The following is a 23,331-nucleotide window of genomic DNA, read 5'->3' as shown; positions in this document are numbered from 1 at the left end:
GGGAGACCGCCATGGCGCGCGCCAACAGCCGGGATCGGGAGTTGCGGGAGCGGGCGGCGGCGGTGATCCCCGGCGGGATGTACGGCCACCAGTCCACGGCCCTGCTGCCCGACGACTATCCGCAGTATTTCGAGCGTGGCGAAGGCGCCCACATCTGGGACGTCGACGGCAAGCGCTACCTCGACATGATGTGCGCCTATGGGCCGAACCTGTTCGGCTACGCCAATCCGCAGATCGACGCCGCCTTCGTCCGCCAGCTGGGCCTCGGCGACACGCTCACCGGCCCCACGGCCCTGATGGTCGAGCTGGCCGAGGCCTTCGTGGCCATGGTGGGCCACGCCGACTGGGCGATGTTCTGCAAGAACGGCACCGACGCCACCACCATGGCGCTGACCACGGCGCGCGCCCACACCCGGCGCAAGACCGTGGTGCGGGCCAAGGGCGCCTATCATGGCGCCGCGCCCTGGTGCGTGCCCCGCCCCACCGGCACCCTCGAGACTGACCGCGCCTATCAGATCATCTGCGACTACAACGACGTGGCCAGCCTGGAAGCCGCGGTGGCCCAGGCCGGCGACGACCTGGCCTGCATCTTCGCCGCGCCCTTCAAGCACGACGCCTTCATCGACCAGGCCGAGCCGGAGCTGGCCTATGCCCGGCGCGCGCGGGAGCTGTGCGACGCCACCGGCGCCCTGCTGGTGGTGGACGACGTCCGCGCCGGCCTGCGCATCGCCCGCGACTGTTCCTGGGCGAAGATCGGGGTGCAGCCGGACCTGTCGACCTTCGGCAAGTGCGTCGCCAACGGCCACGCGCTGTCGGTGTTCGTGGGGAACAACAAGGCCCGAAACGCCGCGGCGAAGATCTTCGTCACCGGCTCCTTCTGGTTCCAGGCCGCGCCCATGGCCGCGGCCATCGAGACGCTCGGGCTGGTGCGCGAAACCGACTACCTGGAGCGGATCACCGGGCTGGGCGAGCGGCTGCGCGACGGCCTGGCCGAACGGGCCAAGGCGGCCGGGTTCGCGATGCGCCAGACCGGCCCGGTGACCATGCCGCTGTTCCTGTTCGACGACGACCCGGACCTGCGCAAGGGGTTCTGCTTCTCCAGCGCCATGCTGGAGCGCGGCGTCTACGTCCACCCCTGGCACAACATGTTCCTGTGCGCGGCGATGACGCAGGCCGACATCGACGGCGCGCTCGCCGCCGCCGAGGGCGCCTTCGGCGACCTGGCGCGCCAGTCCGCCACCCTGCCGCCGGTCGGGAAGCTGGCGTTCCTGGCCGCCGGAGGCACGCGATGAGCCCCTTGGAAATGCCCGACTATTCCGACTACGACGGCCTGGGCCTGGCCGAGCTGGTGGCGAAGAAGGCGGTGACCCCGCTGGAGCTGGTCGAAGCCGCCATCGCGCGCATCGAGCGGCACAACCCGACCCTGAACGCGGTGGTCTACAAGGGCTACGACGACGCCCGCCGCTGGGCCGTGGATCCCCTGCCCGACGGGCCGTTCAAGGGCGTGCCGTTCCTGATCAAGGACCTGGGCATGCCGGTCGCCGGCTGGCCGCGCAGCCATGGCAGCAAGTTCGCGCGCGGCGTGGTCGACGCGGAGGATGGCGGCCTCACCCGGCGCTACAAGGCCGCCGGCGTCGTGCCGCTCGGCAAGACCAACACGCCCGAATTCGGCATCACCGGCACCACGGAGAGCGCCGCGCTCGGCGCTTGCCGCAACCCCTGGAACCCGAACCACATCGCCGGCGGATCGTCCGGCGGCGCGGCCTCGGCGGTCGCCGCGGGCATCGTGCCCCTGGCGCACGCCTCCGACGGCCTGGGCTCGATCCGCATTCCCGCCGCCTGCTGCGGCCTGGTGGGGTTGAAGGTCACCCGCGACCGCAACCCGAACCTGCCCGACGGCTTCGACTACGCCCTGGGCAACGTCGTCGACCATGTGGTGACCCGCACCGTTCGCGACAGCGCAGCCATGCTGGACGCCACCGGCTGGCCGGAGCCCGGCTCGCCCTACCCGGCTCCGCCGAAGGACCGGCCATACATCGAGGAGGTCACGCGAAGCCCCGGCAAGCTGCGCATCGCCTGGTCGGCGGAGACGCCGTCCGGCCGGCCGATCGATCCGGAGATCCAGGCCGCCCTGGAACGCACCGCCGCTCTGCTGGCGAGCCTGGGCCACGAGGTGTTCGAGCGCGGCCTGGGCATCGACTACCGTGCGCTGTTCGCCAGCCGCGGCCCGGCCGCCGGGGCCAACTTCGCCGCCGGCATGGCCCGGCTGATCGAGCTGGTCGGCCGCGAGCCCGAGCCGGACGAACTGGAGCCGCTCACCTGGGCGCTCTTGAAAGGCGGTCGCCGCCAGGAAGGCCCGGCGGTGATGCGCTCGCTGCAGGACACCCGGATGCTGAACCGCAAGACCCTGGCCGCCTTCGAGGACATCGACGTCTTCCTCTGCCCGGTGTTGGGGACGCCGGTGCCGGAGATCGGCTTCATCGACCCGGTGAACCTGGAGCCGCGCGAAGTGAACCGCCGCCAGGGCCGCACCTTCCCCTACACGCCTCCGTTCAACTTCTCCGGCCAGCCCAGCCTGTCGCTGCCGCTGGAGATGGACACGGCCGGCCTGCCCATCGGCATGATGTTCACCGCCAAGTTCGCCGACGAGGCGACGCTGTTCCGCCTCGCTGCCCAACTGGAGAAGGAAGCCCCCTGGAAGGATCGCCGGCCGCAGGTCTGGGGCTGATGGGTGGCCTCTGGAGCCGGCGGAACTGGCTCACTCTGGCGGCGCTGGGCGGTTTCGCCTCGGTGGCTTTCGGGGCCTTCGCGGCCCACGGGACCCAGGACCCGCGGGCGCAGGAGTTGCTGCGCACCGGCTCGCTCTACGGCTTCGTCCACTGCCTGGCGACCTTCGCGGCGGCCGGCGTGATGCCGCTGGGCGGCGCGCGCGCCCGCTTCGCCGCGCCGCTGTTCCTGGCCGGCGTCCTGCTGTTTTCCGGATCGCTCTACGCCCTGGCGCTGGGTGCGCCGCGCATGGTGGGCGTGGTGACGCCGATCGGCGGCCTGTGCTTCCTGGCGGGCTGGATCGTCCTGGCCTGGGCGGCGCGCGGCGTGGACTGCGCCTAGCGCGCCATGGCCTTCCACAGGGTCGCGATGGGCCCCTCGCCGGGGGCCGATCGCTCGGGTTGCAGCGTCGCCGTGGTCATCGGCCCTGTTTCCCGCATCGCGGGCTGGCTGGGAAGGCGGTTCCCGAAGTAGATTGGCCCACGATGGAACGCTCGACGCCCCCGCCCGCCGTCTCGGCCGCCGCCAACCGGCGGGGCCTGTTCGCCGAAAACGAGCCGTTCAACTCCGGCTGGTCGCCCAGCGGCGACGGCCACGAGATCTATTTCGAGGAATGCGGCAACCCGCATGGCCGGCCCTGCGTGATCCTGCACGGCGGGCCGGGCGGGGCGATCAACCCGACCATGCGGCGTTTCTTCGATCCCGCGAAGTGGCGGATGGTGCTGTTCGACCAGCGCGGCTGCGGCAAGAGCCGGCCGAACGCCAGCCTGGAGAACAACACCACCTGGACCCTGATCGAGGACATCGAGCGGCTGCGCGAGCGGCTGGGAATCGAGCGGTGGTGCGTGTTCGGGGGCTCCTGGGGCTCGACCCTGGCGCTGGCCTACGCGATCCAGCATCCGGATCGGGTCGAGAGCCTGGTGCTGCGCGGCATCTTCCTGCTCACCGGGCGCGAACTCGCCTGGTTCTACCAGGACGGCGCCTGCATGCTGTTCCCGGACGCGTGGCAACGGTTTTGCGCCCCGATCCCGGCGGCCGAGCGCGGCGACATGATCAGCGCCTATCATCAGCGCCTCACCCACCCTGAGCGGCGCGTCCAGGCCGAGGCGGCGGCCGCCTGGAGTCAGTGGGAAGGCGACACCATCTCGATCCGCGGGCCGGAGGCGCGGCCTTCGAAGTTCAACGAGATCGACTTCGCCATCGCCTTCGCCCGGATCGAATGCCACTTCTTCGCCAACCGCGGCTTCTTCCCGGAAGAAGGCTGGATCCTGAAGAACGCCGCGCGGCTGAAAGCCATCCCGGGCTGGATCGTCCAGGGCCGCTTCGACGTGGTCACGCCCATGGAATCCGCCTGGAAGCTGAAGTCAGCCTGGCCGCAGGCCCGCTTCGAGGTGGTCTGGGACGCGGGCCACGCCTCCACCGAGCCGGGCATCGTCGACGCCCTGGTGCGCGCCACCGACCAGGCGCTGGGCGTCTAATCCCGTTGCACGCGGGCGCTTAGGCGCGCAACTTGCCGCCGGTCCGGGAGGAAGCCCGGACGCGAGGGAGAAGTACCGATGCGTCACACCCTGTTCGCCGCCGTCGCGGCGGTTGGCCTGCTCGTCGCCAGCGCGGCCTCGGCCCAGATGGTCCACTACACCGCCAAACTGGCTGGAAAGGGCAGTGGCAGCGGCGACGTCATGGCCATGCTGGACGGCAAGACCTTCACCTATACGGTCAACTACAAGGGCCTCAGCGGGCCCGCGGTGGCCGCCCACTTCCATGACGCGAGCGCGCCCGGCGGCGACGGCCCGCCGATCGTGCCGACGATGAACGCGGGCACGAGCCCGATCAAGGGTACGGCTACGCTCACCGACGCCCAGATCGCCGACCTCAACGCCGGCAAGGTCTATTTCAACATCCACACCTCGGCGAACCCCGGCGGAGAGATCCGCGGGACGCTGAAGAAGTAGCAACGCCGGGTGGGGCGCGTCGCTGCGACCGGCGTGGGACGCCTGCGGACCTGGTTTGCCGCCTGGATCGTGGGTGTCCTGTTGCTGGCCTGCGGCGCGCCATGCTCGGGGATCGAGGCCGCCAAGGCCGCGCCCCACGCCGCCCAGCCCGCCGACCCCTGCCGTCACGGCCAGGCCGCGCCGCGCGCGCCCTGCGCCCAGGCCGCCTGCCAGACCATGGCCGAGCCGCCGCCCGCGGTCGCCACACCCCAGCTGTCGGTCGCCCGCGCGGACCTTCTCGCGCCGCCCGAAATTCTGCGGGACCGGCGCGAAGCCCCGCCGACCCCACCACCCCGCCTCCTCTGAGACGACGACCCTAAACTCTCGTTCTCATTGGAGATTTCAACATGAAGACCTATCGAGCGGTCGGCTTCGCCGGCCTGATCGCGGTCGCCTGCGCGCTCAGCGCGGCCGCCGCCCCGAGCAACCTGGCCACGGCGCTGTCCGATCCGCGCCGTCCTGCCAGCGACGTCGCCAAGGACACGTTGCGCAAGCCCGCCGCGGTGCTGGCGTTCGCCGGCGTGAAACCCGGCGAGCGGGTGGGCGACGTCTTTGTCGGCAACGCCTACCTGACGCGCATCCTGAGCGCGGCCGTGGGACCGAAGGGACGCGTCTATGGGTTCATCCCCGCGGAGATGGCCCGCAACTGCGACCCCTCGGAGTTCGCCGGCGCGCATCTGGTGGAGCACGATCCGCGCTTCGCCAATGTGCGGATCCTGACCCAGCCGGCCGAACGGCTGGCGGCGGGCGAGCCCCTGGACCTGGTGATCTCGTCGCAGAACTACCATGACCTGTTCGACCGGTTCATGGAGCACGCCGACGTGGCGGCGGTCGATCGCAGCCTGTTCCGGGCGCTCAGGCCCGGCGGCGTGCTGCTGGTGGTCGACCATGCCGCCGAGGCCGGTTCGGGCGTACGCGACACCGAGCGCCTGCACCGCATCGATCCGGCGGAAATCCGCCGGCGGCTGGAAGCGGCGGGCTTCGTCTACGACGGCGCAAGCGACGCCCTGCGCAACCCGGCGGACGACCATCGCCTGAGGGTGTTCGATCCGAAGATCCGCGGGCGCACCGACCAGGTGATCCTGCGGTTCCGCAAACCCGCCTGACGGCTGGGGCCTCCGGCCTGCGCCGGGGGCCCTTTGCGTCTAGAGCAGCGAGCCCTTGCCGCTGGTGACTTCGGAGTAGCGGTGGACGCGGACGGCCATCACCAGGCCGAAGCCGCACATCACCGTCAGCATGACGGTGCCGCCATAGCTCAAGAGCGGCATGGGCACGCCCACCACCGGCGCCAGGCCCATCACCATCGAGCCGTTGATCAGCACATAGAGGGCGAAGGTCGCCGTCACGCCTGCCGCGGCCAGCCGGCCGAAGTGGCTGTGGCTGAGGTAGGCGGTGCGCAGCGCCATGAAGATCACCGCCGCATAGAGCAGCAGGATCGAGACGCAGCCCACGAAGCCGAACTCCTCGGCCAGGGTGGCGAAGATGAAGTCGGTCTGCTTTTCCGGCAGGAAGTTGAGCTGGCTCTGCGAGCCCAGGCCATAGCCCTTGCCCAGCAGGCCGCCGGAGCCGAGCGCGATCTGCGACTGCAGGATGTGGTAGCCGGCGCCCGATGGATCCGCCTCCGGGTTCATGAAGGTCGTCAGGCGCGCCTTCTGATAGCCGTGCAGGCCGAACATCACGACCGGCGGGACCAGCAGGGCCGCGCCCAGGACGCCGGCGGCGATGATCCGCCAGGAGAGGCCGGCCAGGATCACCACCATGGCGCCGGTGAGCAGCATCAGGATCGCGGTGCCGAGGTCCGGCTGTTTCGCCACCAGGGCCACCGGCGCGAGGATCAGGATCGCCGGGACCAGCAGCCACCAGGAGAGCTGGGCGCTCTTCCCGGAGAGGCCGTGGTAGAAGCGGGCGAGCGCCAGCACCATGGCGATCTTCATGATTTCCGAGGGTTGGACCTGGATCGGGCCCGCTTGCAGCCAGCGCTTCGCCCCGAGGGCGCCGTGGCCCACGACGGGCACGGCCAACAGCAGCAGGAACGCCAATCCGTAGATCGGATAGGCCAGCGTGAACCAGACCCGCAGGTCGATGACGCTGAGCACGATCATGATCCCGAAGAACAGGGCGTAGCGCGCCAGGTGCGCGGCGGCCCACGGTGTCCAGGACGAGCCGGCGATCGAGAACTGCATCACCGCGCCGGCCCCGGCGATCAGGGTGACGGTCAGGCAGAAGATCCAGTCGATCTCGCCCAGCTTGACGATCAGCCGGTCGCGTTCGCCCGGTCGCGTGAGGGCCGAGACGGTCATGTGGGCTGCTGGGCGGCGGCCTGCACGGCCTGGGCGGCCGGCGTCGGCGGGTCGACCACGTCGGGGTCGGTGTCGAACTTGGGCGCCTCGGGGATCGGCAGCGGATGCTCGACCTTGGCCCGGATCTCCGGATCCTTCAGGAGCGCCACGCGCAGCAGCTCCCGCGCCCGAGGCCCGCTGGTGCCGGAGCCGAAGCCGCCGTGCTCCACCAGAACGCTGACCGCATAGCGCGGCTCATCCACCGGGGCGAAGGCGATGAACCAGGCATGGTCACGGTACTTCCACTCGCCGGCCCGGTCGTGGACCCCATGGCCGCTGGCGTAGTTGAAGGCCTGGGCGGTGCCCGACTTGCCAGCCATGGTGATGTCGCCCAGCCCCATGTTGCTGAGGCCGGCTCCGGTGCCGGAGACCGTCACCGCCGCCATGGCGTTGCGGACAAAGTCGATGTGCTTGGTGTCGAACGGCAGGTCGCCGAAGGCCGCGCCGGCCGGCTGCTCGACGCCGCCCACCGACTTCACCAGCCGCGGATGCAGCGCCTTGCGGCCGTTGGCCAGCCGGGAACACTGCACGCAGAGCTGCAGGGGGTTGAGGTGCGTGTAGCCCTGGCCGATGCCCATGCTGGGTGTCTCGCCCGGGTGCCAGACCGGATCCTTGGGAAAGGCGCGGCGCTTGTAGGCGGTGTCGGGCACCAGTCCGGCCTTCTGGCCAGGGATGCCGATATCGAAGATCTGGCCCAGGCCGAACTGGCGGGCCACCGCGGCGATCTTGTCGGGGCCGACGGTCAGCGCCGCCTGATAGAAATAGATGTCGCAGGACTGGGCGATGGCGGTCTTCAGGTCCAGCGCGCCGTGCGCCTTGTCGCAGTGCCAGACCCGGCCGCCCCAGGCCCAGGCCTTGCCGCAGACGTGCACCGTGGCCGGGTCGTAGCCGTTTTCCAAGCAGGCCAGGGCGACCATGGTCTTGAAGGTCGAGCCGGGCGGATAGGTGGCGGTCAGCGCCTTGTTGAACAGCGGCTTGTGGTCGTAGGTCGCCAGTTCCTTGTATTCGACGGCGGTCAGGCCGCGGACGAACTTGTTCGCATCGAAGCTGGGCCCCGAATACATGCACAGGATGTCGCCAGTGCGGCAGTCCATCATCACCGCTGCGCCGCTCTCCTCGCCGAAGATTTCCTGGGCGCGGTTCTGGATGTCGGCGTCGAGGGTGAGCACGATCTCCTTGCCGGGGATCGCCTTGATGTCGCCGGCCGGGTCGGTGGCCACCTCGTGGCCGTTGGCGTCCACCTCCACCTTCTGGGCGCCAGGCTTGCCGCGCAGGGCCAGGTCGAAGGCCTGCTCCACGCCCTGGCGGCCGATGCGGAAGCCGGGGTTCAGCAGGATCGGGTCGGCGTTGGGGCCGGTGTCGGAGATGTCCTCCTTGGTGACCTTGGCCACATAGCCGATCACATGGGCGAAGGCGCCGCCGTAGGGATAGACCCGCACCTCGCCCATGTCGGCGGTGACCCCGGGCAGCTCCGGCGCGCGGATGTTGATGGCGCTGAACTGCTCCCAGCTCATGTCCTCCATCACCTGCACGGGCGACTTGCGCGGCGCGTTGGAGATCTCGCGAAGCAGCCGCGCCTGGCGGCCGTCGTCCATCGGCACGAATTCGGCGAGCGTCTTCAGCGTCGACCTGGGATCGATGCCCTTGTCCTTGGCCACCATCAGCCGGAAGTTCGGCCGGTTGGAGGCCAGCACCACGCCGTTGCGGTCGACGATCAGGCCGCGCGGCGGCGGCGTCAGGCGGAAGTTGAACTGGTTCGACGCCGACAGCTTGGTGTAGCGCTGGCTCTCGATCAGCTGAAGGTGGGCGAGCTGGGCGCCCAGCGCTACCAGGCCCAGGCCCGCGAAACCGCCCAGCACGAAGGCGCGGCGGTGGAACACGCCCTGCCGCTCGTTGACCTCGGCGAAGAAGATGGACGGCTCGGCCATCCGACTGCCCCTTAGCGGAACCTCACATCGGCGTCTTCGAAGAGGTCGATAAGCCGCTGTGAGTACGGATAAAGTATGATTGTGGCGACGAATTGCCAGGCAAGCGGAATCGGCCCCGGCGCCGAGCGCGCGTCCAGCAGGACGAAGAGGTAGCCGGCGACCATGGCCGTGGCCGTGGCCAGGCCGTACCAGCCACAGAGGATCAGCCGGCCCTGGCCCGCCATCATGCTGCGGCCGGCGAAGGCCACGCCGTAGGCGATCAGCAGGCAGAGCGCCCAGAGCCCCAGCGGGCCGCCCCAGAAGATGTCGAGGAACAGGCCCAGGATCAGCACCGCGAAGGGCGCCAGCACCGAAGGCCGGATCACCGCCCAGGCGAAGGCCAGGGCCATCGGGAACACCGGCTGCGGGACCTGCAGGTCGAAGACCCGGATCGGAATGCCGAACAGGATGGTCGCGACCAGCACCTGCAGCATGGGCACGCCCAGCCAGCGCCAGGGCTGCAAGCCGCGCATCGCACTCATGCCTCGCCCCCATCGGTGGGCGGCGTCTTGGGCTTCGGCTTGGCCGTCGCGCCGGCGGGCTTGGGCGTGGCGGGTTTCGAGGCCGCGGGCTTGGCGGCCGAGGGCTTCGCCGCGTCGAGCTTGGCTGCCGGCGGCTTGGTCGCCGTCGCCGTCGCGGCCGGCGTGACCGGCGTCTTGGCCGCGGGCGCGGAGGCGGCCGGCTTGGCGATCGCCGCGGCGATGGCGTCGGGCTTGCCGAGCGCCTGGAGGTCGGACTCCACCGGCTTGATCCCCGGGCCGGGCGTCGGCGGCGGGGTCGGCGTCTGCGACAGCTCCTTCAGGTTCACCACCTGGGTGAAGTCCTGGAACAGCATGATCTGCACATAGTCGATCGGCGCCCGGTCCGACGCCAGCACCACCCGCCAGCGGCCGTCCAGGCCCTTGACCGCCACGCCCACCGGCAGGCCGCGCGGCACCACCCCGCCGTCGCCGGAGGTCAGCACCCGGTCGCCCTCGCGGATCGGGTCGCGGCCGCGCAGGTAGTCCAGCCTGGGGTTGGGCCCGCCGTCGCCGGTCAGGATGGCGCGCGCATTGGTGCGGTCGATCATCACCGGGGTGCGCGAGGCGATGTCGGTGAGCAGCAGCACCCGGCTCGCCCCGTCAGTGACCCCGATCACCCGGCCGACCAGCCCGTCTTCGCTCATCACCGGGTTGCCGACCTTCACGCCGTGCTCGGCGCCGGTGTTGGCCAGGCGGGTGTCGGCGAAGGGCCCGTGGCTGTCGGTGACGATGCGGGCCGCGACCATCGGGATCGGCGGGTCGGTCTTCAGGCCGAGCAGGGTGCGGAAGCGCGCGTTTTCCGAGCGCAGCGCGATGGCCTCGTCGCGCCAGGTCCGCATCTGCTTGAGCTGGACCTTGAGGTCGTGGTTCTCCGAGGCCGCGCCGAAGTAGTCGCCCACATAGTCCACGCCCTGGCCGATCCAGCGCCCAGGCGTCGCCAGCACGTCGCCCACCGGGGCGAGCACCGTGTCGCTGGCCTTGCGCGAGACGCCATAGGCCTCGGCCTTGAAGGTCTCGCGGCGGTCGGACAGCAAAAGGGCGGCGGCGGCCACCACGGCCACGATCAAGGCCACCGCGCCACCCCAGGCCAGCGGGACCTTCAGTTCACCAAGCGGATTGTCCCTTAAGGACACTCAAGGCCTCGTTCCAGCGGCGCCCCCGCGCCCGCACTGCGCAGCGACTCAGCCGAGCGCTAGGCTAGCGTGGATTCCAGTACACCCTTCATCCATTTCGGGTGTTCGAGCACCTTGCCGCAGCCCAGCGCCACGCAGGAGAGCGGGTCGTCGGCAACGGTCACCGGCAGGCCGGTATGGTCGCGGATTTCGGCGTCCAGGCCGCGCAGCAGCGCCCCGCCGCCGGTCAGCATGATGCCCTTGTCGGCGATGTCGGAGGCGAGCTCCGGCGGGGTGGCTTCCAGGGCCATCTTCACCGCGTCGACGATCTGGCCCACCGGCTCGGAAAGCGCGTCCGAGGCCTGCTTTTCCGAGATGCGGACTTCGCGCGGCACGCCCTGCATCAGGTCGCGGCCCTTGACCTCGATGGAGAGGCCCTCGCCGTCGGCCGGCGCGCGGGCCGTGCCGATCTCCTTCTTGATGCGCTCGGCGGTGGTCTCGCCGATCAACAGGTTATGGTTGCGGCGCATGTAGCTGATAATCGCCTCGTCCATCTTGTCGCCGCCAACCCGGACCGAGCGCGAATAGACGATGCCGCTCAGCGACAGCACCGCCACCTCGGTGGTGCCGCCGCCGATGTCGACCACCATCGAGCCGGTGGGCTCATGGATCGGCAGGCCGGCGCCGATGGCGGCGGCCATCGGCTCGTCGATCAGGCCGACGCGGCGGCCGCCGGCGTTCAGGCAGCTGTCGTTGATGGCGCGGCGTTCCACCGCGGTGGCGCCCGACGGCACGCAGACGATCACCTTGGGGTTCACGAAGCCCTTGCGGTTGTGAACCTTGCGGATGAAGTACTTGATCATCTCCTCGGCGACTTCGAAGTCGGCGATGACCCCGTCGCGCATGGGACGGATGGCTTCCATGTGGCCCGGCGTGCGGCCCAGCATCTGCTTGGCCTCGATGCCGACCGCGTGGACGACCTTGCGGCCGCCGACGTTGCGCAGCGCCACCACCGAGGGCTCGTTCAGCACAATGCCCTTGCCCTTCATGTAGATGAGCGTGTTGGCGGTGCCGAGATCGATGGCGATGTCGTTGGAGATGGCGCCGAAGAGCGAGGAAATCATAGAGCGGCCGTACGAATGGGAGGGTGAAAGGGCGGCCCGGCTGACCTGAAACAATCCGTCTACGCCCCGACGGCGCGGACTCGTTACGATCTACCGGAAGACGTCGCACCTCTGCCCTGCCCTATGCATCATTTCAAGGCATAAAGAGTGCTGTGCGGCCTCGCATCGCGCCGCAAGCTGTGGTCAGGCTTTGACATGTCCACCGACAGTGACCTTTCCGCCGCCCTCACCTTGCGCCGCGGGGCCATGGGCCGCGTGGGCCTCGACCGCATCGCGCTGGTCGAGGCGATCGCCGAACTGGGCTCGATCAGCGCCGCGGCTGCCCGCCTTGGCCTCTCCTACCGCGGGGCCTGGGACGCGGTGCAGGCGCTCAACAACCTGTTCGACGGCCCGATGATCGAGGCCCAGCCCGGCGGCCGGGCCGGCGGCGCGGCGGTGGTGACGCCGAAGGGCAAGGCCGCCGTCGCCGCCTTCCGCCGCGTGCAGGCCGAGGTCGACGCGGCCATGGCCAAGCTGGAGAACACCCTGGCGGGCGAGCCGGCCCGCGACCTTTTCTGGAGCCTCGGCATGCGCACAAGCGCCCGAAACGCCCTGCGCGGCGCAATCGCCCGCGTCACCCCCGGCGAGGTCAACAGCGAGGTGACGCTGAAGCTCGCCGATGGCGTGGAGATCACCGCCATCCTCACCAAACGCAGCATCGAGGACCTGGAGCTGGCGCCCGGCAAGCCCGCCATCGCGCTGATCAAGTCCAGCTTCGTGATCCTGGCCAAGGGCGAGAACCTGAAGACCTCGGCCCGCAACCAGATCCCGGGCGTGGTCAGCGGCCGCACCGACGGGGCGGTGAACTGCGAGGCCGGCGTCGATATCGGCGGCGGCAAGACGCTGACCGCCACCATCACCCTGGAGAGCGCCAACGCCCTGGAACTGACGGTCGGCGACAAGGTCACGGCGCTCGTCAAGGCGCCGCACGTGATCCTGGCGGTGGAATAGGGCGGCGGAACAGCTAGAGCGGCTTGCCGCAGCGGGTCTTGGGCAAACCAAGTCTGGGATCGGTGACGAACGCCTTGTCGGTCAGGGCCTCGAGGAAGGCGGTGAGGTCGGCCATGTCCGCCTCGCTGATCGCCGCCGCGGTCTCGTGCCGTCGGATCGCCTCGGGCACGGTTTTGGCCGAACCGTCGTGCAGGTAGGGCGAACTCAGCGCCACATTGCGCAGGCTGGGCGTGCGGAAGCGGCCAGCGTCCTCCGGCTTGCCGGTGATCTCGGCCAGGCCCTTGTCGGGGCCGCTCGCCGGCTCGATCCGGTGGAAGGCGGCGAGCGGGTCGGCGGCGTCCGCGTCGGTGAAGAGGCGGCCCGCGTGGCAGCTTGCGCAGGCGAACCTGGCGAAGACCGCCTTCCCGCGCTTCGCCGCATCGCTCATGGCGCCCCGGTCGTAGTCCGAGCCGAAGCTGACCAGGGTCCGCTCGAAGGCGGCGATCGCCTTGGCGACGTGGCCGAGGTCGATCGCGTCCTTTTCGCCCGGAAAGGCCTGGGCGAACTGGCGGCGATAGCAGGCGTCGCCCGAGAGCCGTCGGACCAGTTCAGCCTCCTGGCCTTTCATGCCCATCTCGATCGGATGCTCGCCCGTCAGCGGCGTCAGCACCTGGGCCTCCAGGCTCCGTTGGGTGGGATCGCCCCAGGTCAGCGAGCTCAGGTAGGCGACATTGCCCAGCATCATGGCGTTGCGCCGGCCCGGGACGCCCTTGACGCCCGGATGGGTCGCATTGCTCTCGGTGAAGGCGCGGTGCTGGCCGTGGCAGTTGAAGCAACCAACGGTGCCATCGACAGAGAGGTCGCCGTCGTAGAACAGCCGGCGGCCCAGCTCGACCTTGGCGGCGCTCATCGGATTGTCGGCCGGGACCGGCGGCGGCGCGACGCCGGGCGGCAGATCCCAGCGCCATTGGGGTTGGGCGAAGGCCGCGAGGACGATGGCCGCCGCGGCCAGGGCCAGGCTGGCGGCCAGCGCCTTCACGCGGTCAGGGCCGCTTTGCCAAAAGGATCGGCAGCTTGGCGTCGGCGTTGGCGGAGACCTGCAGGACGTAGCGGCCGGGCTCGAGCGGGAAGTCGACCATCTTGCGCAGGGTCGAACAGGCAGGCCCCGGGCTGTGGGCCGTGGAAGTGAGCGGCTTGCCGTCCTTCAGCACGTCGATCCACGCGCCGGAGCCCAGGCCGATGACATAGGTCCCGGCCTTGTCGACCTTGATATCGAACATGCCGCCGTGGCTGACGCTGCCGCCCGGCCGCTCCGGCTGGGTGACGAACTTCACCTGCGAGGTCTGCGGCAGCTCGGCGACGATCGCCCTGCCGGGTGTCAGGGTCGCCTTGGCAAGGCCCCCGGGACTGGCGGCGGCGGCGAGCGGCGTCCTGGCGGTCCAGGCGGCGAGGTCGGCCGGCAGGTTCTGGTCCATGGCCGCGCAGTTGGCCTTGGCGGGCGGCATTTCCTGGGCAAGCGCGGGCGCGGCCAAGCCGGCCAGCGCCATCGTCAGAACCAAGCCGCGCACATCCGCCTCCCTCGCCGACCGTTATGCAAGGCGAGCTTATAGCGCTCAGCCCAGCGCCGCCACCGCCACGCCGACCGCCGCCAGCGCCCCGCCGGCCAGCTGGCGCAGGTTCAGCCGTTCCTTGAACAGCCGCCGTCCGGCCGCCGCGGCGATCGGGGCCTCGATCACGCCCACCGCGCGCACCGGCCCGGCCGGCGCCAGCGCCAGCGCTCCGAACCAGCAGGCCGAGGCGGCCGCGCCGAAGAAGCCCGCGCCCAGCGACGGGCGCCACGACCTCGCCACCGCCGCCAGCGCGGCGGGCTTGAGGGCCGCCAGCGCGGTCAGCAGGATCGCGGTCTGGATCGACTGGGCGACGCAGACCGAGGCCACGCCGGAATAGATCGGATGGTGCGGCTCCAGCGCCAGGCCCGCCTGGCGATAGGCGTTGAGCGCCACGGCGAAGGCCGCGCCCGAGGCCAGGCCCATGGTCGCGCCGAGTCCTACGCCCCGCAGCTGGTCGCGCCGCGGCCAGGAGAGGATCGCTAGGCCCACGGTCGTCGCCACGATCCCGGCCCAGGCGTGCGCGCCGATGCGGTCGCCCAGCGCCACCGCGCCGAACACCGCCGAGAACGGCAGGGACGACTGCTGCATCACCGTGGCCACCGCAAAGCCCGCCCGCCGCATGGCGACCAGCAGCGCCGCCGTCGCCGCCATCTGCGCGACCGCACCCAGCGTCACCGCGACGCCATAGCCCGCGCTCCAGTGCGGGCTCGCGCCCGGTGTCAGCAGCGCGACCGCGGTGAAGATCAGCAGCGAGAACGGCAAGCCGAACAGGAACCGGACCAGGGTCGCGCCCCAGGGTCCCGCGTCGCCCACCAGCCCGCGCTGCAGCGCATTGCGCGCCACCTGCAGCGGCGCGGCGGCTGCGGTGAGGATGATCCAGAGCATCAGCAATCCCCGAGTGTCATCCCGGAAAGCGCGCAGCGCTTAGCCGGGACCCATGAACACCGAGATGCCGGACGAGGCGCGAGCGCCGCCGCCTGGCTTCATCCCGAGACGCGGAGTCCATGGGTCCCGGTCTTCGCCTGTGGCGAAACCGGGATGACAGCTTTTGTTGGACTAGAACCCGCTCGCCACCTTGGCGTCCGGAGCCGACTTCTCCTTGCGCGCCGTGAGGTTGTTGAGCGCGTTGACGTAGGCCTTGGCCGAGGCGGTGAGGGTGTCGGTGTCGGCGGCCTGGCCTGTGGCGATGCGGCCATCCTCCTCCAGGCGCACGGAGACCTGGGCCTGGGCGTCGGTGCCCTCCGTCACCGCATGCACCTGGAACAGGCGCAGCACCGCGTCGTGCGGGGCGACCTTGTGGATGGCGTTGAACACCGCGTCGACCGGGCCGTCGCCGGTGGCGTTGGCGGACTTCTCCTCGCCCTCGATGGTCACCGTCAGGAAGGCCTCCTGCGGCCCCTCGGTGCCGGCGATCACCCGCAGGTTCTTCACCTGGATCCGGTCGGCGCCCGAGGCCAGGGCGTCGTCCACCAGGGCCACGATGTCGTCGTCGAAGACGTGCTTCTTCTTGTCCGCCAGGTCCTTGAAGCGCTGGAAAGCCTCGTTGAGCGCGTTCTGGCCCAGCTCGTAGCCCAGGGTGCGCAGCTTCTCGCGGAAGCCGGCGCGGCCGGCGTGCTTGCCCATCACCAGGTTCGACGCGCCCTGCCCCACGGTCTCCGGGCTCATGATCTCGTAGGTGCCGCGGTCCTTCAGCATCCCGTCCTGGTGGATGCCGCTCTCGTGGGCGAAGGCGTTCTTGCCGACGATGGCCTTGTTGAACTGCACCGGGAAGCCGGTGATCGCCGAGACGTAGCGGCTGGCGCGGGTGATGTGCTGGGTCTCCACCCCGGTGAAGAACGGCAGCTGGTCGCCGCGCACCTTCAGCGCCATGACGATCTCTTCGAGCGCCGCGTTGCCGGCCCGCTCGCCGATGCCGTTGATGGCGACCTCCACCTGCCGCGCGCCGCCCTGCACGCCGGCCAGGGAGTTGGCGACCGCCAGGCCCAGGTCGTTGTGGCAGTGGGTCGACAGGATCACCTTATCGGCGCCGTCCACGTTCTCCAGGATGTCGCGGAACATGTCAGCGTATTCGCTGGGATAGCTGTAGCCCACGGTGTCCGGCAGGTTGATCGTGCCGGCGCCGGCCTTGATGGCGGCGTCGACGCAGCGGCGCAGGAAGTCCTGCTCGGTGCGGGTGGCGTCCTGCGCCGACCATTCCACGTCGCCGCACAGATTGCGCGCATGGCTCACCGACTTGGTGATCATCTCCAGGATGTCCTCTTGCGAGGCATGCAGGATGTGGTCGCGGTGGCTGGGGCTGGTGGACAGGAAGGTGTGGATGCGGCCGCGCTTGGCCTTCCTGATCGCCTCGGCGCAGCGGTCGATGTCGGCCATGCCGGCGCGGGCCAGGCCGCAGACGGTGCTCTCGGTGACCAGTTCGGCGATCTGGCGCACGGCCTCGAAGTCACCGTTCGAGGCGATGGGGAAGCCCGCCTCGATCACGTCGACGCGCATTTCCTCGAGGATCTTGGAGAGCTCGATCTTCTCGTCCAGCGACATGGACGCGCCGGGCGACTGCTCGCCGTCGCGCATGGTGGTGTCGAAGACGATGACGCGGTCTTGCTCAGAGCCTTTGGCGCGCTCGGCGCGCGGGGCTACGGATTCGCTTGCGGGGGCGGTCATGGTTTTGGTCTCTTCGCGGAGGTTTCGTTGGGGTCAGGCGGCTTGGAAAACCCCTGAACGCCCGGCCGCGAAGACGCGCAGCCTAGTAAGGCGCCCAGGGGCGGCTAAGCCCCAGCGAAAGAAGAAGCAGGCTGGCGTTGCGCGTGCGCATGGCGAGAGCCTCTACCGAAAGGGCCTTAACGGCGCAACCATCTTGCGTCGAACGGTCGCTCAGGCCCCCTGCAGAGCAAGAACCTTGCGCACGGCGGGCCGGGCGGCCACGCGCTGGCTGTGGTCGTGGAGGCGGGCGAACTGCCGCGGATCGACCCCGTCGCCCTCCAGCCAGCCGAACAGGGTGAACAGGTAGCCGTCGCAGACCGAGTAGCGGTCGCCCAGCACCCAGGGGCCTTGGAACATCGTCTCCTCGATCAGCCGGAAGCAGGCGATCTCGTTCTGCGCGACCTTGCGGGTCATGTCGGCGTAGGAGCTCTCTTCGTCCGCCCAGCGGTAGCCGCGGTGCTTGTGCGCGTGGGCCACGTGCACGGTCGCGCAGAGGTAGGTGTTGAAAGCGTGCGCCCGGGCCCGCTCCCAAGCGTCCTGCGGCAGCAGTCCGGCGGCGGGGTGCGCCTCGGGGATCCAGGACAGGATCGCCGGCGTCTCGGTCAGTACGCCCTGCGGCGTCACCAACGCGGGCACGCGGCTCTTCGGATTGATCGCCAGGTACTCCGCCGTTCGCTGGTCGCCGGCCTTGGTGTTCATGACCGCGAGTTCGTAGTCGGCGCCCGCCTCTTCCAGGGCGATCAGCGAGGCCAGGGAGCAGGAGCCCCAGGCGTGGAACAGCTTCAGGCTCATGCCGTCTCCTTCTCCCGTCGCTTCAGCCAGGCCCGCGCGACCAGGCCGATCACGACCCAGCCTGCGGCGATGGCCGCCAGCCACAGCGCATCCTGGCCCACCTCGCCCTTCATCAGCCGCACGATGGAATTGCCGGCGAAGGCCACCAGCACGATCTTCGGCACGATGCCCAGCGCGGTCCCGAAGGTGAAGGCGGTGACCCGCATCGGCGTCACCCCGGCCGCCATATTGACCACGATGAACGGCGCCGACGGCACCAGGCGCACGATGAAGCTGGCGAAGAAGCCGTTTCGCCCGACCAGGTCCATGAACCGCTTCACGCTCTCGCCGGAGAACCGTTCGAGCGTCGCGGCGCCGGCGAAGCGACCCAGGTAGAAGCCGACCATCGCCGAGACCATGGTGCCGATCCAGCTATAGACGAAGCCCGCCTCGGGCCCGAAGGCCACCACGGCGGCGGCGATCAGCATGATCTGCGGCACGCCAACGAAGGCCAGGATGGCGAAGGCCGCCACCGCCGCCGGAAGCGACCACGGTCCCGACGCGGCGTGCAGCCACTGCTGCACCGTCACCGCCTCGTTCAGCCCCAGGAGCGGCGCGCCGAACACGAAGACCAGGCCCACGCCGCCGAACAGGACGAAGGACACCGCCAGGGTGCGCCACGCCTGGGCGTCCATGTTCGACAGGACTTGGAGAAGGCGGCGCATGGGCGCCTGAGGTCGCCGATCGCCGCGGGACGGTCAAGCCAAGCCTTGGCGGCGGCGACCTAAGGCCGCTAGGGTCCGAGGCGGCAACCGACCAGGAGCCCTCGATGTCGAACTTCGCTTTCGAGACCATCACCGCGGCGCAGGCGCTGGCGATCACCGGCTCGGACACACTCAGCATCGCCCAGTCCACGGGCACGGCGACCGGGGTCACGGTGATCTACACGGGCGATGCGGCGGGCGACATCAGCGTGACCTTCGGTGGCCAGACCGAGCTGTTCGGCCCCGGGATCGCGGACCTCAGCCACACGCCGGGCAGCCTGACCTTCGCGGACGGCAGCCAGCTCTACATCGGCGACGCCGCCGCCAACCTCTACAATGAGCTGGTCTTCAACCCGCTGGCCTCGGGATCGCCCGCCGCGGCGTTCGGCGGCGACGGGGCCGACAACCTTGCGGTCAACGGCGCGCGCGACCTGTTGCAGGGCAACGCCGGCGACGACGTCCTCACCGGCAACAACGGCGACGACACGATCTACGGCGGCCAGGGCAACGACGTGATCAGCGTCGGTTCCGGGACCAACTTCGGCCAGGGCAACAAGGGCGACGACACCATCACCGGGGCGGGGAGCGACGACACCCTCCTGGGCGGCCAGGGCGACGACAAGATCACCGGCGCCGGCGTGCTGGACGGCAACCTGGGCAATGACTCGGTCAGTGGCTCGGGCCAGCTGCTCGGCGAGGCGGGCGACGACAGCCTGGCCTCCACCGGCACGGCGAACAGCCTGCTGGTCGGCAGCGACGGCAACGACACCATCGCCTCCAATTCGACCGGAAACGACACCCTGAGCGGCGGCAACGGCGACGATTCCATCGTGGCCGGCACGGGCGCGGACTCGATCACCGGCGACGCCGGCGCCGACACCATCACCGTCAACGGCCACGCCGAGCGGATCGCCGGCGGCGCCGGCGCCGACGTCTTCATCTTCAACACCGGCACGACCGCGGTGGGCACGGTGCCGGGGATCACCGACTGGACCGGCTCGGAGGACAAGATCCGCTTCGCCGGCTTCACGCCCAACCCTTCGGACTACGCCGCGATCACCGATGGCGACTACGCGACCGCGGTCAGCGACGCGACGCGGCTGATCACCCAGAACCACTTCACCTTCGTGGCGGTGCAGATCGGCTCCGACGTGGTGATCTTCGCCGGCGGCTCGGGCGGCATCACCAGCGCCGTGGACCTGATCGGCCGCTCGCTCAGCGACTTCGACCCGCACAACAACCTGATCTGAGTCCTTTAGGCGGGTTCCGCGCCGCGGCGGCTTAGGCTAAAGCGAGCCCCGTTCCGTCAGCTCGAACCCCACGGGAGCTCAGAAGCCCGCCATGTCGCTCGAATCCGCCGCCCTTACGCGCGTGAAGCCGTCCGCCACCCTGGCGGCCGACCAGAAAGCGCGCGAGCTGAAAGCGGCCGGGCGAAACGTGATCTCGCTGGCCGCCGGCGAGCCGGACTTCGACACGCCGGACAACATCAAGGAGGCCGCGATCAAGGCCATCCGCGACGGCAAGACCAAATACACCACCGTCGACGGCATCCCGGAGCTGAAGGAGGCGATCGTCGCCAAGTTCGCCCGCGAGAACGGCCTGACCTACAAGACCTCCCAGGTGAACGTCTCGCCGGGCGGCAAGCCGGTGATCTGGAACGCCATGATCGCCACGCTCAACCCCGGCGACGAGGTGGTGATCCCGACGCCCTATTGGGTGAGCTACTGGGACATCGTGCGCCTGGCCGGCGGCCAGCCGGTCGCCGCGCCGACCACCGCGGAAAGCGGCTTCAAGCTGAGGCCCGCCGACCTGGAAGCGGCGATCACGCCCAAGACCCGCTGGCTGATCCTGAACTCGCCGTCCAACCCGTCGGGCGCGGCCTATACCGCGGCTGAGCTGAAGGCCCTGGCCGAGGTGCTGAAGCGCCACCCGCAGGTCTGGATCCTGACCGACGACATGTACGAGCACCTGGTGTTCGGCGACTTCGAATTCGCCACCATCGCCCAGGTGGCGCCGGAGCTCTACGACCGGACGCTGACCATGAACGGGGTCTCCAAGGCCTACGCCATGACCGGCTGGCGGATCGGCTATGCGGCCGGGCCCGAGCCGCTGATCAAGCTGATGGCCAAGGTGATGAGCCAGACGACGTCGAACCCGTCCTCCATTTCGCAATGGGCCGCGGTGGAGGCGCTGAACGGCACCCAGGAATTCATCAAGCCCAACGCCCGGCTGTTCGAACAGCGCCGCGACCTGGTGGTCTCGATGCTGAACCAGGCCAGCGGCATCCGCTGCCCGACGCCGGAAGGCGCCTTCTACGTCTATCCGTCGGTGGAAGGCCTGATCGGCAAGACCGCCCCGTCCGGCAATCTGATCCAGTCCGACGCCGACTTCGCCAACGAGCTTCTCGACGCCGAGGGCGTGGCGGTGGTGTTCGGCGCGGCCTTTGGGCTCTCGCCGTTCTTCCGGATCAGCTACGCGACCTCCAACGCCGCGCTGGAGGATGCGTGCAGCCGCATCCAGCGCTTCTGCGGGTCGGTGAAATAGCCGAACCGCTCAGGGCTTCTTTCCCGGGTTCCAGGCCGGCTGGAAGTCCGAGTCGAGCAGCCAGGTCACCGGGGCGACCATCGAGCCGATCACCTGGTCCATCAGCTTCAGGTCGACGTGGGCCAGGTCGTCGGAAGCGGCGTGGTAGGTGGGCGGGATCGGCCAGGCGCTGATGGTCTGGGCGACCACCCCCTTCAGCGCCAGCTGGTAGTTGTCCGACCGCGCGAAGAAGTCCTGCTCGGGATAGGGATCGGGCACGATCCTGGCGCCGTGCTCGGCGAGCGTCGGGCCGAGGTTCGAACGGTCCCAGCCGGTGAGCATCAGGAAGCCGGGATGCTTGGGATCGTCGACCCCGATCATCTCGAACTCCAGGTTGGCGGCGAGGTCCGACAGCGCCATCGGCGGATGGGCCATGAAGGCCCGGGCGGCCAGGCCGCCCTCCTCCTCGCAGCCGAACAGGGCGAAATAGGCGGTGCGCCGGGGCGTCTTGCCCGAGCCCAGGATGCGGGCGAACTCCAGCACCGCCGCCGTGCCCGAGGCGTCGTCGTTGGCGCCGTGGAAGATCACCCCGTTGCGCACCCCCAGGTGATCGTAGTGGGCGGACAGCAGGATGGCGTGGCGGTCGGCGTCGGGCGCGGCGCCATGCAGCACGCCGAGCACGACATAGGTGGTGCGCTCGCGCGGCGGCCCCTGCGGCGCGTCCAGCCGCGCCTGCGCCGGCGGCAGCTTGCGCAGGGCGGCGATGGCCTCGGCGCGGGCGTAGATCAAGGTTCCGAGCGGCGGGCGCCCCGACTCGACGCCGGAAATCCGGGTGCGGCCGGGCGGACGCTGGGCGAGCTGGCCCCAGCGCGCCAGCAGCGGATCGTTGGCCGGGGCGATCACCGCCACGGCGCCGGCCTGGCGCAGGGCCTGGACGCCCGGCGGGTCGAAGATCGGGCTGTCGTAGAGCACGACCTTGCCCTTCACGTCGCCCGCCGCCTTGGCGTCGACCACCGTCACCAGCGGACCGTCCGCCGAGACCGGCGGGTCGAGGGCGATCATCTCCTGGCCCTGGGTCAAGGTGACCGCGTCCGGGCCGGCGGTGACGGTGAGCTTGGGCGGCGCGGCGGCGGTCGGCGTGTGCAGCCACACCGGGGCCAGGTAGCTGTCGGGACCGGCCGCCGGGGCGATCTTGTAGCGTTTCAGGGTGTCGGCCACGAAGTGGGCCGCGGCGTGCTCGTCCTCCGTGCCGCAGGCCCGGCCGCGCAGCGCGTCGCTGGCCAGGTGCTGCAGGTTGGCCTGCACGCATTCGGCGCAGACCACCGGCTTGGCGGCCCGGGCGGAGGACCAGGACGCGGCGGACGGGAGCGACACGGCCGCCGCGACGGCCGCCAACAGGACTACAGGCTTCACCGTCTCTCCCGAACTCTGGCCCGAACTCTGGTGCGAAGAGCGGCGCGCGGCGGCGGCGCCCTTCGCCCGTCAACTTGGCATGGGCCGGATCGGGCGGGCTAGCCCCCCGCGACCGCCCTAGTGGACGACGCGCCAGGCGGAGTGGGCGGCGTCCTTGGTCAGGTTCAGGCGCACGGTGTCGTCGTCGACCATCTCCACCCAGCTGATCGGGATCAGGTGGTGGCGCAGGCCGGAGGAGAGGTCGAACTTGGTCAGTTCGATGTCCTGGCCCATGACCTTGTCGACGCGCCCGACGTGCTTTCCGTCCGAGCCTTCCACGTCCATGTGTTCGCGAATCCGTGCGGTGTCGATCATCTGTCGTCTCCCGTTGTTCGGCGGTTGAGGCTTGGGAAACGGGGCGGCGCGTGATGGAGTTGCGCGCGGAGGCGACGATGGTCGAACCGATCAACCTCAACAGGGCGCGCAAGGCCCGCGCCAAGGCCGACGCCAAGGCGCGCGCCGGGGAGAACCGCGTGGTGTTCGGGCTGAACAAGGCCGCGCGGACCGCGTCGAAGCTGGAAGCCGCCCGCGCGAAACGTGCGCTGGACGAGCGCAAGCGCGAGGACTGACGGCGCGCGGGTTTTTTTGAACCACGGACCACACGAACCACACCAACGCGGGCCGCTGGCTGGGTTCCGTGTGGTCCGTGTGGTCCGGGGTTTGAAAGCCCGCTTCGCGGGGCGAGATGGGCTTCCTGCCGCACAAGCCATGCCTCCGCTCAT

Annotated in this window: 24 protein-coding genes; 11 read left to right on the top strand and 13 right to left on the bottom strand. The window is 70.1% G+C overall.

Features of this window, described 5'->3' with window-relative positions; translation table 11 throughout:
* Nucleotides 1–11 precede the first annotated feature (11 nt).
* The 7 genes from VGL85_RS10455 to VGL85_RS10425 all read left to right on the top strand — a co-directional run bounded on the left by VGL85_RS10455 (nt 12) and on the right by VGL85_RS10425 (nt 5,863).
* Nucleotides 12–1,292 carry an aminotransferase class III-fold pyridoxal phosphate-dependent enzyme gene (locus tag VGL85_RS10455; protein WP_331588813.1) on the top strand — a complete coding sequence of 427 codons (1,281 nt, stop codon included), beginning with the start codon at nt 12–14 and terminating at the stop codon, nt 1,290–1,292.
* The gene (locus VGL85_RS10450) at nt 1,289–2,728 is read left to right on the top strand and encodes an amidase (RefSeq protein ID WP_331588811.1); all 1,440 of its coding nucleotides are present in this window, start codon (nt 1,289–1,291) and stop codon (nt 2,726–2,728) included. The genes VGL85_RS10455 and VGL85_RS10450 overlap by 4 nt, the downstream gene beginning before the upstream one ends.
* A complete protein-coding gene (locus VGL85_RS10445; RefSeq protein WP_331588809.1) occupies nt 2,728–3,108 on the top strand; it encodes a DUF423 domain-containing protein in 381 nt (126 codons plus the stop codon). Before VGL85_RS10450 ends, VGL85_RS10445 begins: the two co-directional genes overlap by 1 nt.
* 143 nt (nt 3,109–3,251) lie before the next feature.
* Complete coding sequence (gene pip, locus VGL85_RS10440) at nt 3,252–4,244, top strand: prolyl aminopeptidase (protein ID WP_331588807.1); 993 nt, start codon at nt 3,252–3,254, stop codon at nt 4,242–4,244.
* 78 nt (nt 4,245–4,322) lie between these two features.
* Nucleotides 4,323–4,718, top strand: a complete 396-nt coding sequence (locus VGL85_RS10435; protein WP_331588805.1) for a CHRD domain-containing protein — start codon at nt 4,323–4,325, stop codon at nt 4,716–4,718.
* Nucleotides 4,719–4,727: 9 nt separating this feature from the next.
* Nucleotides 4,728–5,063 carry a hypothetical protein gene (locus VGL85_RS10430; RefSeq protein WP_331588803.1) on the top strand — a complete coding sequence of 112 codons (336 nt, stop codon included), beginning with the start codon at nt 4,728–4,730 and terminating at the stop codon, nt 5,061–5,063.
* 41 nt (nt 5,064–5,104) lie between these two features.
* Entirely contained in the window at nt 5,105–5,863 is a 759-nt protein-coding gene (locus VGL85_RS10425) for a methyltransferase (RefSeq protein ID WP_331588801.1), read from the top strand.
* A gap of 39 nt (nt 5,864–5,902) precedes the next feature.
* On the opposite strand, the gene rodA is transcribed toward VGL85_RS10425, so the two are convergent.
* Genes rodA through VGL85_RS10400 form a run of 5 tightly spaced genes read right to left on the bottom strand, consistent with a single transcriptional unit; the run spans nt 5,903 to nt 11,820 of the window.
* Entirely contained in the window at nt 5,903–7,057 is a 1,155-nt protein-coding gene (gene rodA, locus VGL85_RS10420; RefSeq protein ID WP_331588799.1) for a rod shape-determining protein RodA, read from the bottom strand.
* Nucleotides 7,054–9,024, bottom strand: coding sequence for a penicillin-binding protein 2 (gene mrdA / locus VGL85_RS10415; RefSeq protein ID WP_331588797.1), 1,971 nt, complete (start codon nt 9,022–9,024; stop codon nt 7,054–7,056). The genes rodA and mrdA overlap by 4 nt, the downstream gene beginning before the upstream one ends.
* 11 nt (nt 9,025–9,035) lie before the next feature.
* Nucleotides 9,036–9,545 (bottom strand): hypothetical protein, encoded by a 510-nt coding sequence (locus VGL85_RS10410; RefSeq protein WP_331588795.1) that lies wholly within the window; start codon nt 9,543–9,545, stop codon nt 9,036–9,038.
* On the bottom strand, nt 9,542–10,717 hold the full coding sequence (gene mreC / locus VGL85_RS10405; protein WP_331588793.1) for a rod shape-determining protein MreC: 1,176 nt from the start codon (nt 10,715–10,717) through the stop codon (nt 9,542–9,544). Before mreC ends, VGL85_RS10410 begins: the two co-directional genes overlap by 4 nt.
* Nucleotides 10,718–10,776: 59 nt before the next feature.
* Nucleotides 10,777–11,820: a rod shape-determining protein gene (locus VGL85_RS10400; protein ID WP_012522835.1), complete on the bottom strand. Its 1,044-nt coding sequence runs from the start codon at nt 11,818–11,820 to the stop codon at nt 10,777–10,779.
* 195 nt (nt 11,821–12,015) lie between these two features.
* Between VGL85_RS10400 and VGL85_RS10395 the strand changes: the two genes are divergently transcribed.
* A complete protein-coding gene (locus VGL85_RS10395; protein WP_331588791.1) occupies nt 12,016–12,810 on the top strand; it encodes a TOBE domain-containing protein in 795 nt (264 codons plus the stop codon).
* Between the two features lie 13 nt (nt 12,811–12,823).
* Here VGL85_RS10395 and VGL85_RS10390 read toward each other — a convergent pair whose 3' ends face one another.
* From VGL85_RS10390 to VGL85_RS10365, 6 genes are all read right to left on the bottom strand, one after another.
* On the bottom strand, nt 12,824–13,828 hold the full coding sequence (locus VGL85_RS10390) for a cytochrome-c peroxidase (RefSeq protein ID WP_331588789.1): 1,005 nt from the start codon (nt 13,826–13,828) through the stop codon (nt 12,824–12,826).
* A gap of 4 nt (nt 13,829–13,832) precedes the next feature.
* A complete protein-coding gene (locus VGL85_RS10385; protein ID WP_331588787.1) occupies nt 13,833–14,357 on the bottom strand; it encodes a homogentisate 1,2-dioxygenase in 525 nt (174 codons plus the stop codon).
* Nucleotides 14,358–14,402: 45 nt separating this feature from the next.
* Nucleotides 14,403–15,284, bottom strand: a complete 882-nt coding sequence (locus tag VGL85_RS10380) for a DMT family transporter (protein ID WP_331588785.1) — start codon at nt 15,282–15,284, stop codon at nt 14,403–14,405.
* Nucleotides 15,285–15,455: 171 nt separating this feature from the next.
* Nucleotides 15,456–17,060, bottom strand: coding sequence for a 2-isopropylmalate synthase (locus tag VGL85_RS10375; protein WP_331588783.1), 1,605 nt, complete (start codon nt 17,058–17,060; stop codon nt 15,456–15,458).
* Between the two features lie 210 nt (nt 17,061–17,270).
* Nucleotides 17,271–17,891: a glutathione S-transferase family protein gene (locus tag VGL85_RS10370; protein ID WP_331588781.1), complete on the bottom strand. Its 621-nt coding sequence runs from the start codon at nt 17,889–17,891 to the stop codon at nt 17,271–17,273.
* A complete protein-coding gene (locus VGL85_RS10365) occupies nt 17,888–18,595 on the bottom strand; it encodes a TVP38/TMEM64 family protein (protein WP_331588780.1) in 708 nt (235 codons plus the stop codon). The genes VGL85_RS10370 and VGL85_RS10365 overlap by 4 nt, the downstream gene beginning before the upstream one ends.
* A 104-nt stretch (nt 18,596–18,699) precedes the next feature.
* Here VGL85_RS10365 and VGL85_RS10360 point away from each other — a divergent pair, with 104 nt between their 5' ends.
* A complete protein-coding gene (locus VGL85_RS10360) occupies nt 18,700–19,884 on the top strand; it encodes a calcium-binding protein (RefSeq protein WP_331588778.1) in 1,185 nt (394 codons plus the stop codon).
* A 91-nt stretch (nt 19,885–19,975) separates the two neighbouring features.
* Entirely contained in the window at nt 19,976–21,178 is a 1,203-nt protein-coding gene (locus VGL85_RS10355) for a pyridoxal phosphate-dependent aminotransferase (protein WP_331588776.1), read from the top strand.
* A 9-nt stretch (nt 21,179–21,187) separates the two neighbouring features.
* Here the strand turns inward: VGL85_RS10355 and VGL85_RS10350 are convergent, their stop codons facing one another.
* Together VGL85_RS10350 and VGL85_RS10345 are read right to left on the bottom strand one after the other, a co-directional pair.
* Nucleotides 21,188–22,570, bottom strand: coding sequence for a M28 family metallopeptidase (locus tag VGL85_RS10350; protein WP_331588774.1), 1,383 nt, complete (start codon nt 22,568–22,570; stop codon nt 21,188–21,190).
* 117 nt (nt 22,571–22,687) lie between these two features.
* Entirely contained in the window at nt 22,688–22,924 is a 237-nt protein-coding gene (locus tag VGL85_RS10345) for a DUF2171 domain-containing protein (protein WP_331588772.1), read from the bottom strand.
* Between the two features lie 77 nt (nt 22,925–23,001).
* Here VGL85_RS10345 and VGL85_RS10340 point away from each other — a divergent pair, with 77 nt between their 5' ends.
* Complete coding sequence (locus tag VGL85_RS10340; protein WP_331588770.1) at nt 23,002–23,178, top strand: DUF4169 family protein; 177 nt, start codon at nt 23,002–23,004, stop codon at nt 23,176–23,178.
* The last annotated feature ends 153 nt before the right edge of the window (nt 23,179–23,331 follow it).

The organism is Phenylobacterium sp., assembly GCF_036501465.1.
Taxonomy (GTDB): Bacteria; Pseudomonadota; Alphaproteobacteria; order Caulobacterales; family Caulobacteraceae; genus Phenylobacterium.
This window is presented reverse-complemented; position numbering and strand designations above follow the sequence as displayed.

What these genes read in the sequence shown, in the direction of transcription:
- VGL85_RS10400 (WP_012522835.1), bottom strand. Translation starts at nt 11,820, where the DNA reads ATGATTTCCTCGCTCTTCGGCGCCATCTCCAACGACATCGCCATCGAT.
- VGL85_RS10360 (WP_331588778.1), top strand. Translation starts at nt 18,700, where the DNA reads ATGTCGAACTTCGCTTTCGAGACCATCACCGCGGCGCAGGCGCTGGCG.
- VGL85_RS10345 (WP_331588772.1), bottom strand. Translation starts at nt 22,924, where the DNA reads ATGATCGACACCGCACGGATTCGCGAACACATGGACGTGGAAGGCTCG.
- VGL85_RS10370 (WP_331588781.1), bottom strand. Translation starts at nt 17,891, where the DNA reads ATGAGCCTGAAGCTGTTCCACGCCTGGGGCTCCTGCTCCCTGGCCTCG.
- VGL85_RS10435 (WP_331588805.1), top strand. Translation starts at nt 4,323, where the DNA reads ATGCGTCACACCCTGTTCGCCGCCGTCGCGGCGGTTGGCCTGCTCGTC.
- VGL85_RS10355 (WP_331588776.1), top strand. Translation starts at nt 19,976, where the DNA reads ATGTCGCTCGAATCCGCCGCCCTTACGCGCGTGAAGCCGTCCGCCACC.
- VGL85_RS10365 (WP_331588780.1), bottom strand. Translation starts at nt 18,595, where the DNA reads ATGCGCCGCCTTCTCCAAGTCCTGTCGAACATGGACGCCCAGGCGTGG.
- rodA (WP_331588799.1), bottom strand. Translation starts at nt 7,057, where the DNA reads ATGACCGTCTCGGCCCTCACGCGACCGGGCGAACGCGACCGGCTGATC.
- VGL85_RS10340 (WP_331588770.1), top strand. Translation starts at nt 23,002, where the DNA reads ATGGTCGAACCGATCAACCTCAACAGGGCGCGCAAGGCCCGCGCCAAG.
- VGL85_RS10410 (WP_331588795.1), bottom strand. Translation starts at nt 9,545, where the DNA reads ATGAGTGCGATGCGCGGCTTGCAGCCCTGGCGCTGGCTGGGCGTGCCC.
- VGL85_RS10395 (WP_331588791.1), top strand. Translation starts at nt 12,016, where the DNA reads ATGTCCACCGACAGTGACCTTTCCGCCGCCCTCACCTTGCGCCGCGGG.
- pip (WP_331588807.1), top strand. Translation starts at nt 3,252, where the DNA reads ATGGAACGCTCGACGCCCCCGCCCGCCGTCTCGGCCGCCGCCAACCGG.
- VGL85_RS10445 (WP_331588809.1), top strand. Translation starts at nt 2,728, where the DNA reads ATGGGTGGCCTCTGGAGCCGGCGGAACTGGCTCACTCTGGCGGCGCTG.
- VGL85_RS10375 (WP_331588783.1), bottom strand. Translation starts at nt 17,060, where the DNA reads ATGACCGCCCCCGCAAGCGAATCCGTAGCCCCGCGCGCCGAGCGCGCC.
- VGL85_RS10450 (WP_331588811.1), top strand. Translation starts at nt 1,289, where the DNA reads ATGAGCCCCTTGGAAATGCCCGACTATTCCGACTACGACGGCCTGGGC.
- mrdA (WP_331588797.1), bottom strand. Translation starts at nt 9,024, where the DNA reads ATGGCCGAGCCGTCCATCTTCTTCGCCGAGGTCAACGAGCGGCAGGGC.
- VGL85_RS10425 (WP_331588801.1), top strand. Translation starts at nt 5,105, where the DNA reads ATGAAGACCTATCGAGCGGTCGGCTTCGCCGGCCTGATCGCGGTCGCC.
- VGL85_RS10455 (WP_331588813.1), top strand. Translation starts at nt 12, where the DNA reads ATGGCGCGCGCCAACAGCCGGGATCGGGAGTTGCGGGAGCGGGCGGCG.
- VGL85_RS10380 (WP_331588785.1), bottom strand. Translation starts at nt 15,284, where the DNA reads ATGCTCTGGATCATCCTCACCGCAGCCGCCGCGCCGCTGCAGGTGGCG.